This window comes from Mesorhizobium sp. LSJC280B00 (genome assembly GCF_000502835.1).
In the GTDB taxonomy this organism is placed as follows: domain Bacteria; phylum Pseudomonadota; class Alphaproteobacteria; order Rhizobiales; family Rhizobiaceae; genus Mesorhizobium.
The window spans coordinates 220,015-232,329 of the sequence record NZ_AYVL01000001.1 but is presented as its reverse complement, the minus strand read 5'-3'; the positions used below and the strand labels follow the sequence as shown (position 1 = coordinate 232,329).

Genomic DNA, 12,315 nt, shown 5'->3' with positions numbered 1-12,315 from the left:
TCGCCGAGCTCGGCGCCTTCGCCTGGCCGGTCAGAATGGCGCGCAAACAAGCGCCATTCTGACCCGTTCCAAAGATTAGCTCAGTGCTGCTTTGCTCAGGCCAAACTTCGCATCCCCCGAGCCCGGGACGGGTTTGAAGCCGATGTTCAGACGGTTCCAAGAATTGACCGCCATGACAACGAAGGTCAGATCGGAAATTTCCTTCTCGGAAAGCTGCGACCTGACCCGATCGTAGATCTCGTCGGGGACACCCTGCTCGGGCAGCTTGGTCAAGACTTCCGTCCATGCCAAGGCTGCGCGCTCGCGAGGAACGAACAAGGTCGAATCCCGCCAGGCTGCCAGGTGGTAAAGGCGCAGTTCGCGCTCGCCATGGATCTTCGCCTGTTTGACGTGCATATCGAGGCAGAAGGTGCACCCGTTCAGCTGCGCGGCTCGGACTGCAACAAGGTCGCGGATCGGTTCTTCGATCGACCCCTCTCGCGTCGCACCAAGAAATTCAATAAATTTCTTCAGAAGTTCCGGCGACTGCTCCGCATAACTCGCGCGTTGGGCGACGGCTTTTCCTTTCGGAGCGACCGGTGACGCTGCAATATTCATTACTTATCTCCTTGAGGTGTTTGCGATCCATTGCAGCGTAAGGATGACCGGTGAGACGAACTGTTGCTATCGTGCCGATGATATGTATTGCCACTCGATTGGGTTGGGGCGCCTAAACCGAAGTATAGGAGGTGGAAATTGGCACCTGACCGCTGCCCCCGGCAATTCGCTTTGGCGCAGGCATGCGACGGGCGCACAGCGTTTGGGTCACTTGAAGGGCGAGGCTGAACCGACCGGTGTCGATAGAACCTGGATCGAAACTGCGTTCACTCTTCGAAGGGAGCGTTCATCACAAGATCAACTGCCGAAGTCGCCTTGTAGCCTGAAACAAAGCGCTCGCCGAAGTCCCGGGCAAAGTTGTCGTAGGTGGTTTCCGGCCTGACCTCGGCGATATGGCAAAAGCATCGCGTCATCCGTCGCTTCATTTGGAGGCGTGGAAACTCACCGATGATCTTTGCAATCTCGGCTGACGAAATGAGGCTGTATTGCAAGCCGACGACATCGAGACAGATGCCGGCTGTGCAAAGCGCCACCTCAGCCTCCTTGTAGAGGCCGATTGACGGCGTCGAGTTGAGGGCGACGCTGTCCCAGATCAATTGGGCGCGCCGCTCGTCGAAGCCGCCCTCCCGAACGAAGGTGCGGGCAAGATCGGCGCCTTCCACTTCGAAACGGCGCGGCCCGGCGAAGTCCTCATTGAGCGTGACGTCATGCAACAGGGTTGCAACCGCAACAACCTCCGCGTCGTGCTGGATATTCTGAATCTGTCCGATCCGGGCCGCGAAAAGCCAGGATCGGACCACGTGGTTGAACAGGTAGGGTTCACATCGAGCGCGGGCATGTTCGATCGCTCGGCCAACAAGCGGAGTATCGGGGACCAAAATCCCCGCAAGTGTGCGGATGGCGATCGAATTCATGTCACTGACCGTCCCTTCGCCTACGCCCCGATGGTCCCGGGGGCTACGATTTCATTTCGCGTTCGTCGTCAGTTCCGTCTCGCTGGTGTCGACGACGAAAATAGCAAGCAGACGAGCGCCTTCCGTCTTGCTGGCGTTTTCGCTGACGGCATGACGGTCGCCAGGGAATTCCGAGAAACTCTCGCCGGCGCGATAAGTCTTCACCGGCCCGTCGTTGACCTGGCTTCGGATCGCCCCCTGCAGGACCGTGGCATAGATGAACGCGGATTTGGGATGGGTATGAGCCGGCGACGTACCCCCAGGCGCGTACTCGACGAGCACGGCTTTCATGCTCTTGCCGGGCACGTTTGGAAGAGCCTGGTCGTAGACAAGCTTCACGCTGGCGGCGTCATTGGCCATTGCTGCGGTGACGGAAGCGGAGGTGAGCGCGGCGCAGAGAAGTGTTTTGATCATGTCTGGTCTCCTTGTTGTGCGAATGGCGGGCCTATCCGATGATTACTTACTTCGGTGGTGTGTATCGGCTGAGCCAATCATCGAAACGCACGGCGCCGATGCGCGCGTTCTCGCCGGGCACCAGCGTTCGATCGTCGATTGCCACTTGGCCGTAGTAGAGCGCGCCGGGATCCGGGACGACTTTGCGCGGGTCGTTGGTGGCCTTCAGGAAGCGCTCGACAAGTTCGCTCATGCGAACACGCTCCGGGCCGGCAATTTCGATCATGCCGTTCAACGGCGCGGCAAGCGCGACGTCCGCCATCGCATCGGCAACATTATCAGCCGCCATGGGTTGGAAGTAGGCCGGCGACATATGAATGGTATCCCCGACGGCGCCCGTGTTTGCGATGGCGGCGGTGAATTCGAAGAATTGAGTGGCGTGAACGATGGTGTAGGGAATTCCGGACTCCCTGATCAGCTTTTCCTGAAGCAACTTGCCGCGGAAATAGCCCATGCCCTGCAGCCGGTCGGTACCGACGACCGACAGCGCCACGTGATGACGGACGCCGGCGGCCGTTTCGGCGGCAAAAAGATTACGCCCGGATGCCTCGAAGAACTCCAGGGCAGCCTTTTCCTCGAACGACGGCGAGTTCGCGAGGTCGACGACGACCTGCGCACCGGCAAGCGCGGCCGCCAGACCCTCTCCCGTAACGGTGTTGACGCCCGAATTCGGCGACGCCGCAAGCACGTCGTGTCCTTTGTTTCGCAGTCTCTCCACGGTCTTTGAACCGATCAGCCCGGTTCCGCCGATGACGACGATCTTCATGTCTGGTCTCCTGGTGTTGCGTGTCTATTTTCGTTGCTCGATCGGATGCTGGGCGTTTCCGGCCTGCTACTGACTGACCGATGCAGCAGCATCCTCGATGAGTGACGTGACCTCGTCGGGATGCGAAACCATGAGCGCGTGGGACGCACCCTCGATGACGACGGTCTTTACCGCGTGCGCACGCTTGGCCATGAAGCTCATGACGGCTGCCGGGATGTTGCGGTCATCCGAGCCGTAGATCATGTAGGACGGCAGCGTCTTCCATGAGGCGACGCCCGAGGCTTCAGCCAGAGCCGCCTGCGCAACAGGGCGTTGAGTGGCAGCCATCAGCAAAGTCTGCTCTTGCGGAACGTCGGCGGCGAACTGGGCGCGGAACTTGGCCGGCTCGATGAAGAGGTCTTGTCCGCCGTCCGGCAACGCGACGGGAGCAAGCGCGCTCCCCAAGGTGCTGCCGGGAAACATGCTGGACAACGTAAGGCTCGATTCGCCGGTATCCGGCGCGAAACCCGCCACGTAGACCAATGCCTTCACATTGGGATTGCCATTGGCGGCCTCGGTGATGACAGGCCCGCCGTAGGAATGCCCCACCAGCACGACCGGCCCGGAAACCGACCGGACGATGGCTGAGACTGCTGTCGCATCGCTGGCAACGCCGCGGAGCGGATTAGCTGCGGCTATCGCTACATAACCGTCTTTGCTGAGCTTGGTGATGACTGCATCCCAGCTCGACGATTCCGCGAAGGCGCCGTGCACCAGCACGATCGTCGGCTTGGGCTGAGAATTCGCGGCCTGCGCCATCCCGCCGCCCGACGCGGCAAGCGCTGCGGTGAGGGCCAGGACTCGAGTTATGTTTCGCATTTGCTTTCTCCCGTGTGGCCTGTGGTGACCAATGCTCAGGAGAATGCGCCGACGCGGCCCGCCAACCTATTGTGCGGAAGGGTCTGTCATACAATGCCAAGGTGCAGGGTAGGTCACCAGGGAGATCAGGTGCCCTGCAGCATGATTGAGCTATCTATGCGGGTGTGCATTGTCGGCGGTAGCCGGAACAGACACTGAGGGCGCGCGGCCAGAGAGTTGTGTTTGCAAGACTTCGCTGCCGCCGTGGCGAGAACCTGGCGCGGTCGATCCGTTGAGCGCTGGTGAGCCGGCCGGATCGAACACGGCGGCAAAGCCTCCTCTCGTCAACGACATAGTTCCTGGCCTTCGGCCCGCATCGCCCAATGCCTTGGTATGAGTCAAACAGCCGGACCGTCTGATCGTGTCGCTGCGTCACGACATTTATATTTGCATGTGTGAATACCATCCAAACTATCAATGGAGTTACTGAAATGAAAATGACAGTCCTTGCTGTCGCCGTGTTTGTTATTACAGCAGGAAGCGCCACTGCCGGAAGCGACCACTATGGATCAAACGGAGCCCAGCAGCCTGCGACTGCCTCTGACAACATGTATACATCCTCGATCCAAAAAATGAACAACGATATCGGGGTGCCGAAAACCGCACGCAAGCCGACTGTTCCCAACGATGAATATGGCCAGGGCATCTGGGGGTCACTGATCCCGACCTACAGAAAAATTTGAAGGACCGGGGCGTGACCTCGGTCCTTCCGCCGTATCGGCGAGCCGACTTCTCTCTTGCGCGTCGATCCCTGCAATGCGACTTGCCATTTACGTGGCTCAATTTGCACCACGTCGACAAAACGTCTCGCCTCCGACCTATTTGGCGGGATTCGTGCGGCAGCTTCCCGGAAAATCGTCGTGAGGAAGACCGATTGCTCCGGCGTTATTCGCCAGTCTATTGGCGCGACATCGCAGTCGTGGCTCAGAGCACTGCCATCCCGCCGTCGACCCGCAGATTGATGCCCGTGACGAAACTGCTCGCGTCCGAGGCAAGGAACAGAGCAGCTTTTGCCAGCTCTTCCGGCTGCCCCATCCGGCCCAGGGGTATTGCCTCCGCCATCGCCTTTTCAAACAGCCCGCGCTGCTCAAACGGTACGCCTAGCTTATCGAGAATAGCCGTATCCACCGGACCTGGGCTGAGCACGTTGACCCGGATGCCGCGAGACTTCAGTTCGATCGCCCAACCGCGCGCAAAGGCATTTATGGCCGCCTTCGAGCCCGCGTAAACAGCATGACCGTCCAGAACCTTCTCGCTGGCCAGCGAGCCTGTGAGGATGATTGCGCCGCCATTCCGCATGACCGGAATCAGCTTCTGGACGCCGAAGAAGACGCCCCGCGTATTGACGGCAAATTGCGCATCATATTCTGCCTCGGAGACGTCGGCCGAGTGCGTGATGGTGTTTATGCCGGCGTTCGCCATATAGATGTCGAGCGCCCCGAACCTCTGGCGGATCTGTTGCGCTACCTCGTCATGGTGCGACACGTCGGCCACATTTCCCTGAATGCCCAGCGCGCCTGCCCCGATCTGTGCGACCGCTTCCTCGACCGCCTGCCGCCGGCGGCCGGTAATGACGACTTGCGCGCCCTCGGCCGCAAAGATTTTTGCAGCCGATAGTCCGATCCCGCTGTTTCCGCCGGTGACCACTGCGATCTTGCCCGAGAGTGCGCCCATTTCGTTCCTGCCTTCGAAAAATAGTGCCGGTGCTGCTGCGATAGTCGCAACTGCTCGCCAAGAAAATTTCACGCCGAATTGAGACCGCCAAAATGAGCGGCAATCGCAAACGGCTACCGATTGATAAACTCCCGGCGCTTAGCCAGTTTGACGTCTTGGAGAGCGCTTTGGCCTTCAAGGCAGAACAAGCGCGCGGCGGCGACCCCCGACAGCGCGACGTAGTGTCGAACGCCGGCGATCGCCTCCGCGCTGCACAGGCGCAGTTGCCCGAGTGGCAGCCGTGGCGCAGCATATGTTTCGCGCCTCTGCCAGCGCTCCAGCTCGATGGCGCAGTGGTTCGGTTCCACAATCCGGGACATGAGCCGACAGAACCAGCATTCAGGCCACCGCTCGGCTATGCGAGCGCACAAGGTTTGACCTGGCGCGCCACCCGAAATGCGGTTCAGGGCGCGCGAAATATTGCCAAAGGTGGTCATCGGCGGCTCCAAGGAATTGCGGAGAACATGCGGTCGTGACTGAGGGCGTGCTATCCTTTGATGAAGGCGAGCAGGTCAGCATTGACCTGATCTTGGTGCGTGGCCGTGATCCCGTGGGGCGCGCCGGGGTAATAGATATCCTTTGCGCCTTTGATCAATCGGGCCGACTTGACTGCCGAGTCCTTGACGGGGACGATCTGATCGTCCTCGCCATGCAGGACGAGGGTTGGTACGTCGAACTTCTTGAGGTCCTCGGTAAAATCGGTCTCGGAGAACGCCTTGACGCTTTCGTACGCGTTCACGAGACCCGCCTGCATGCTCCAGAGCCAGAACTGATCCAGAGTCCCCTGGGAAACCTTGGCGCCTGGCCTGTTCGCGCCATAAAACAACGGTGCGAGGTCCCGGTAGTACTGCGAACGATCCTTGACGAGGCCAGCCCTTATGCCGTCGAATACCTCGATCGGCAGACCTTCCGGATTGGCCGGCGTTTTCACCATGATCGGCGGAACAGCGGCGATAAGAACAGCCTTGGCCACCCGCTTCGTCCCGTGCCGTCCGATATAGCGAGCAACCTCGCCTCCTCCGGTGGAATGGCCGACCAGCGTGGCGTCCCGGAGATCCAGCGCCTCGATCACGGCTGCAAGATCGTCCGCATAGCCGTTCATGTCGTTGCCGGACGTGGCCTGGCTCGATCGGCCATGGCCGCGCCGGTCATGCGCAACGACCCGAAAGCCGTTATGGGCAAGAAAGAGCATCTGGCCGTCCCAGGCGTCGGAATTCAGCGGCCAGCCGTGCGAGAACGTGACGACAGGACCCTTGCCCCAATCCTTGTAGTAGATTTCGGTGCCATCCTTGGTCGTGATGGTGCTCATCGTCTTGGTTCCTTTGATTGAGGGGAAAGAGGGAAGGTTTTGTTTTCGGCTCGTTGCCGAAGCAGCGCGGGGCAGTCCGGCGGCTGCCGTAGAGATCAGGCCTGCCAACAAGACATCGCGGCGAGATCCGCCGACGGAGAAAAGTCCGTCTTTGTTCATCATATCCATCCATGTGCTTTGAGCATCCTGCTCACCATCACGACCGTCGAGTCGGCCTGTGCGGTCGCGTTCGGGGAGGAGCGAGCGAGGAGCGGTAGAAACGCGACGGTCGTGATGGCTTGCGAGGAACAGGATGCATCGATCCGGGCCGCGAACCTATTCTACGGAAGCATCTGTCATACGATGCCAAAGTGCAGGGCAGGCACGCCGAAGATAGGGCCGGGCTGAGGCAAGCTCTTATAGACACACGTCAATTTAGGCTTGGGTAGCGGCGCGGGGACCGACGCGGCATGGCCGGCGTCAGTTGCTGTTGCATGAAATGTTGCGACTTTGTCGGTCAGACTGGCGCCGCCAAAGGGCGCCGCTCAGTGGTAACCGATGTTTGGCGCGGCCTTGCCGCGAAACACCAACAGGACCACCGATGTACATCGGGATCACCCGCAGCAGCACGAGCGTACCAACAGGCAGGAGGCCTGGGCGCGCTGAGAAAGCACCTGAAATGGCCGGGCGCGCCGGGCGATCCTATTGGATGGGGCATGGATCGGCTTGTGCCAAAATCTAGACCTCGCGCATCGGCGCGGGCAGCGTTTCCCACGCCCGGATCAGCTCACCGATGGAAGCGGCTTCCATCTTGCGCATGACATTGCCGCGGTGAAGCTTGACCGTCACTTCACTGATGCCGAGGTCGAAGGCGATCTGCTTGTTGAGGCGTCCGCGCGCCACTTCACGCAGGACCTCGCGCTCGCGCGGCGTCAGCGTCTCGACGCGCTCGATGTTGCGCTTGACGATCACGGCATCCGCCCGCCGCTTGGCATCCACCGCAATGCCGGCGATCACAGCGTCAAGCAGCGTCTGATCCCGCACCGGTTTGGTGAGAAAGTCCACGGCGCCGGCCTTCATCGCCTGGACAGTCATCGGGATGTCGCCATGCCCGGTCAGGAAGATAATGGGTTTGGGGTTGCCGTTTTTCGCAAGATGGTGCTGCAGATCGAGACCGCTCGTCCCCGGCATGCGCACGTCGAGGATCAAGCAGCCGGGGCTCTCCAACACGTCGGCGTCAAGCAATTCACGGGTTGAGGTAAAGCACACCGGCAGGAAACCCGCCGACAGGATCAATTCAGACAGCGCCTCCCGAACAGAGGCATCATCATCGACAATAATGACCAGCGGCTGCTCGGCTTCAGCCCTTCGCTGCTGTGATGACGGCGTCGATCTCGGTAAGGGCAATTGGTCAACTCTCATGTTCAGCCTCCGTTTCTGGGTTGCGCAAAGCGTCGCCGATCGCCGCAAGCAGTGCCTGGCCATCGAACGGCTTGCGGAAAAGCCTGCCAATGCCCTTGGCGCGGTGCTGATCCACTATCTCGTGGCGGCCGGTGATCAGGAACACAGGCAGATCCGGACGCGCCTTCTTGACCAAGTCGCGAAGTTCAAAGCCGTCCATGCCTGGCATCCCGATGTCGGTGATAAGCATGTCCAATCCAGACAGGCCGCTGACCAGCAACGACCCTGCCGACGAGAAGCTGCGGGCCACATAGCCGGCGGACTCCAGAAGGTCCTCCAGCGACTCGAGCAGTCTTGGGTCATCGTCGACAATCGCCACGACAGGCCTCCGCTTGCTCACCCTCAGTTCCCCCCTGCCCGGCGCGAGTGCGTGATCGGTATTCCCAATCGCTCGGCGATGCGAACGAGGTCGGCGAGCGACGCCGCGACCATCTTCTGCATGACGTTCCTTCTATGAATTTCCAGCGTAACTTCGCTGATCCCCAGTTCAGCGGCCGCCTGCTTGTTGAGCAGACCACTGACCACCAGCGGCAGCACCTCACGTTCGCGCGGCGTCAGCTCGAGATAACGTTGCTTCAACACGCCCAGCTCGGCGCGCTCCGATCGCTGTACCCGATCCTGGGCAATCGCCGCATGGATTGCGGCCATGAGGTCTGCATCGCTGAAGGGCTTAGTCAGGAAATCCACGGCGCCGTGCTTGATCGCACGCACCGAGGACGGGATATCGCCATGTCCCGTCAGGAAAACGATCGGCGGATGATCGCCCTCGGCAATCTGCCGCTGCAGATCGAGGCCGTTAATATCCGGCAACTCGATATCGAGGATGAGGCAGGCAGGGACGTCCGGCTTGTCAGCGCGGATATAATCGCCCGCCGATCCGAACGCTAGGGCACACATGCCGTGTGTAGCCAGCAGCTCACTGAGCGCCTCCCGGATGCGTTCATCGTCATCTACGATGAAGACAATTTGGCCGTCCGTCGTCATGACGCCGCTTTCGCTTCAATCGGCAACGTGAAGATAAACGTCGCTCCACGTGGTTCGTTCTTCTCGACCCATAAACGCCCGCTGTGCGACTCGATGATCGAACGGCAGATCGCCAGTCCCATGCCCATCCCTTGCTCTTTCGTGGTAAAGAACGGTTCGAATATCCGGTCGGGAAACGCGACGCCCCGGCCGCGATCTCTGACTTCCGTCTGGACAACATCCCCGATATGGCGCACGCGGATGCTGATAACTCCGTCATCCGCACCAGAGTCCATCGCCTCCATGCCGTTGCGGATGAGATTGACCAGAACCTGCTGGATTTGGACGCGATCGAACGCGACTAGCGGAATGTCGCTTCCGACATCAACGCTGGTGCGAACGCCCCGACGCATCGCTTCCTCGGCCACGAGGTCGCGTGCCTCTGCGATGACACTGCTGAGCGTCGCATTGGTCCTCGTCTCGGTGGATTGCTTGAACAGCGCGCGGATGCGGCCGACGACGTCCGCCGCCGAATTAGCGTCCCGGATTATGCGCTCGGCCGTAATCTTCGCGCGTTCGACGTTCGGAGGGGCGGCGGACAGCCAACGGTGGCATGCATGGGAATTGGCGACGATCGCGGCCAGCGGCTGATTCACCTCGTGCGCGATCGAAGCGGAAAGCTCGGCGAGACTTGCAGCCTGAGTGGCTTGCGCGAGTTTGTCGGAGGCTTGTCGCAGCGCTTCCTGGGCGCGCACCTCTTCGTCGATGTCGAGGGAAACCCCGTACCATTGCACAACCGCCCCGTCTTCATCACGCCGCGGCTCCACCCTGCACTCCGCCCAGCGATAGCCATCTGTTTCGCGCCAGCGAAACCGCATCGCGGAACCGCCGCCTGTTTCGAAACAGCTCAGCAACGTGCGCAGCACCTCGGGAGCATCTTCGGGATGAACCAGTTCTTGCAGCAATTCCTCGATGCGCGGCTCTCCGAGTGTTTCGAAATTGGCGATGACGGCGCGGAAATGGTCCTGGTATCGCTTGTTGAAGTAGACCGGCCCGCCGGTCGGCACCGCGCTCCAAATGCGGACCGGCACAGCGTCGATCATCTGCTGAAGCTGCAATTCGCTCCGCCGCAGGGCCTCTTCGGCTTGCATCTGATCGTCTATGTCGTGACAGAGACCGTACCACTGCGCGATCAGCCCAGCGTGATCGTGCATCGGCTCCGCCCGGCTCGACATCCAGTGATAGATGCCATCGGCGCGGCGCAAGCGATACCTCATGGAGAAGCGCTCACCGGTGGCGAGGCAGTGACTGAGCGTATCGCCGAATGCTGCTGCGTCGTCCGGATGGACGATGGCCGCTATCATCGCCGCCAGCCGGCTGATGCCCTGTTTGTCCAAATCCGTTACGTCAAGGCCGAGAAAGTCGACCATTCGCTTGTTGAAAAAGGTCGGCTCGCCGTCCGGCGTCAGGCGCCAAACATGGCTCGGAACCATGTCGACAAGCTGCGAGAGCTCCCGCTCCCGGTCGCGTAATGCCTCCTGCGCGCGCACCTCATCGTCGATGTCAATGCTGGCCGTGTACCATTGCACGATCGCCCCACTCTGGTTCCGCAGCGGCTCGGCGCGGCCCTCCCTCCAGCGGTACACGCCGTCCGCGCGACGCAGGCGATACCTTATGGGATAGGGTTCGCCGGTGGCGAGCGAGCGGCTGAGCCATTCTCTCATCCTGGGTCCATCGTCGGGATGGACGGCTGCCGCGACCACGGTCGCCAGGCGGCTCGTGCCCGGCTTGTCCCAGTCCGCGATGTCGTTGAGGCCGATATAGTCTGTCGTGCGTTTGCTGAAGAAGGTTGGTTCGCCGTTGGGCGCCATACGGGCGATGTGAGCGGGGATCATTTCGACCAGCAACGAGAGTTCTCGCTCCCGCTCCCGCAAGGTCTCCACACTTTGGCGCAAAGTGAGCACCGCCGCCTGATGCTGCCTGGAAATGGCGGCCATGACGAGCGCCGAAAATGCAGAGATGGCCAGAAAAAGCTGCAGCATGATCTGGTTGTGCTTCTGGGACTCGGGATCGCCGGCAAATTGGCTGGCGCCGGATATCGTGAATACCGCCGTGATCAGAGCGAGAACGGTCAATGCTACGGCGGCGCCTCGGAACTCAAAGCGCACCGCGGCCCAAAGAAGAGGCGGCATGATGATGTAGGCGAAGGGCAGATAGCCGCTCAAGGAAAGGGCGGCGGTACCAAGAAAGATCAGCCCCAGGACGCAAGCTTCCATCCACCGCGCCGCCGAGAGCTGCGCCTTGCCGCGCCAGTTCTGGAACACGACCAGCGCCAGTGGCGCTACGATCAGGACTCCCGTCGCGTCTCCGATCCACCACAGCGGCCAAGCCGTCGCAAAGGTTTGCGATTGTATGCCAAACCACGAAAGCGCCGCACTTCCCACCGTCGCGCTTGCAACTGGCGCAACTCCAGCGGCCAGTGCGACGAATGCGAGAACGTCCCGCAACGTTTCCAGCCGAACTGGGCGCTTGCAGGTCTGGTTCACAAGCCATGCGCCGGCCACCGCTTCAAGAGCGTTGCCGGCAAAGATCAGGAAGGCCGCGGGCAGCGGAGTGTGGAACCACAAGAAGTTGCTGAACAGTTCTGCCACACAGGCCCCCAGCACCCACCACGGCCAGCTATACCTGGAGGCGAAGACAAGCGTAGCGATGAAAAGCCCGCTCGGAGGCCAAATGGAAATCCCTGTTCCAGGTATGATTGCGAGCGACTGGGCGAAGCCGCAGCCCAGGACATAGGCCGTAATAAAAAGCCCCAGATGTAAGAATTGGGGACGGTGCGACCAGACGCGCGACAACCTGCCTCTTTCAAGATCACTGATCATGTTGCCGCGAATCAGGCCCGGTTCATTCGTCGCGAAAGATCGGCCACTTCCCGGTCCGGATCGGTCCAAGTCATGCGTTAACGCGCGCGTTGCGCTGGAATCGGTCTCGCCAAGTGAGTTGGGCGCTATCGTCATCGGGTGCCCCTGACGGACAAACAAACTCTGGAGATTGTCGGCGCTTCGTGTAGCACTTGCTCTTGATAGCTGGACTGGGCTGACGGACTCACGTAGCCACCCTAATCCCGCCACGCCCCAACCGCACCTCATGGAAATCCATGCATTGCACGGGGCGGCGGCGCCCCTTCACCGAGAGCCGAAAAAACCAAGCGCTTACTGAGCGCC

Annotated in this window: 13 protein-coding genes; 1 reads left to right on the top strand and 12 read right to left on the bottom strand. The window is 60.7% G+C overall.

Going from position 1 to position 12,315, the window contains the following annotated elements:
- Positions 1-75 precede the first annotated feature (75 nt).
- The 5 genes from X773_RS41780 to X773_RS41760 form a co-directional block, all read right to left on the bottom strand.
- Positions 76-597 (bottom strand): carboxymuconolactone decarboxylase family protein, encoded by a 522-nt coding sequence (locus tag X773_RS41780; RefSeq protein WP_023674208.1) that lies wholly within the window; start codon positions 595-597, stop codon positions 76-78.
- Positions 598-863: 266 nt separating this feature from the next.
- Entirely contained in the window at positions 864-1,511 is a 648-nt protein-coding gene (locus X773_RS41775) for a hypothetical protein (RefSeq protein WP_023674207.1), read from the bottom strand.
- A gap of 51 nt (positions 1,512-1,562) precedes the next feature.
- Complete coding sequence (locus X773_RS41770; protein WP_023674206.1) at positions 1,563-1,964, bottom strand: cupin domain-containing protein; 402 nt, start codon at positions 1,962-1,964, stop codon at positions 1,563-1,565.
- A 46-nt stretch (positions 1,965-2,010) separates the two neighbouring features.
- Positions 2,011-2,769: an SDR family oxidoreductase gene (locus X773_RS41765; RefSeq protein ID WP_023674205.1), complete on the bottom strand. Its 759-nt coding sequence runs from the start codon at positions 2,767-2,769 to the stop codon at positions 2,011-2,013.
- A 66-nt stretch (positions 2,770-2,835) separates the two neighbouring features.
- Positions 2,836-3,627: an alpha/beta hydrolase gene (locus X773_RS41760; protein WP_023674204.1), complete on the bottom strand. Its 792-nt coding sequence runs from the start codon at positions 3,625-3,627 to the stop codon at positions 2,836-2,838.
- 470 nt (positions 3,628-4,097) lie between these two features.
- On the opposite strand from X773_RS41760, the gene X773_RS74180 reads away from it, so the two are divergent.
- Positions 4,098-4,349, top strand: coding sequence for a DUF680 domain-containing protein (locus X773_RS74180; RefSeq protein ID WP_084640930.1), 252 nt, complete (start codon positions 4,098-4,100; stop codon positions 4,347-4,349).
- 241 nt (positions 4,350-4,590) lie between these two features.
- Here X773_RS74180 and X773_RS41755 read toward each other — a convergent pair whose 3' ends face one another.
- From X773_RS41755 to X773_RS41730, 7 genes are all read right to left on the bottom strand, one after another.
- Complete coding sequence (locus X773_RS41755; protein ID WP_023674202.1) at positions 4,591-5,340, bottom strand: glucose 1-dehydrogenase; 750 nt, start codon at positions 5,338-5,340, stop codon at positions 4,591-4,593.
- Positions 5,341-5,453: 113 nt separating this feature from the next.
- Entirely contained in the window at positions 5,454-5,816 is a 363-nt protein-coding gene (locus X773_RS0136995) for a hypothetical protein (RefSeq protein WP_023674201.1), read from the bottom strand.
- Positions 5,817-5,866: 50 nt separating this feature from the next.
- Entirely contained in the window at positions 5,867-6,856 is a 990-nt protein-coding gene (locus X773_RS41750; protein WP_031211079.1) for an alpha/beta hydrolase, read from the bottom strand.
- A gap of 549 nt (positions 6,857-7,405) precedes the next feature.
- On the bottom strand, positions 7,406-8,089 hold the full coding sequence (locus tag X773_RS0136990) for a response regulator transcription factor (protein WP_031211078.1): 684 nt from the start codon (positions 8,087-8,089) through the stop codon (positions 7,406-7,408).
- Complete coding sequence (locus tag X773_RS41740) at positions 8,079-8,468, bottom strand: response regulator (RefSeq protein WP_031211076.1); 390 nt, start codon at positions 8,466-8,468, stop codon at positions 8,079-8,081. Before X773_RS41740 ends, X773_RS0136990 begins: the two co-directional genes overlap by 11 nt.
- A 2-nt stretch (positions 8,469-8,470) precedes the next feature.
- Positions 8,471-9,112, bottom strand: coding sequence for a response regulator (locus X773_RS41735; protein WP_023674196.1), 642 nt, complete (start codon positions 9,110-9,112; stop codon positions 8,471-8,473).
- The gene (locus X773_RS41730; RefSeq protein WP_031211074.1) at positions 9,109-11,946 is read right to left on the bottom strand and encodes an MASE1 domain-containing protein; all 2,838 of its coding nucleotides are present in this window, start codon (positions 11,944-11,946) and stop codon (positions 9,109-9,111) included. The genes X773_RS41735 and X773_RS41730 overlap by 4 nt, the downstream gene beginning before the upstream one ends.
- Positions 11,947-12,315: the final 369 nt, after the last annotated feature.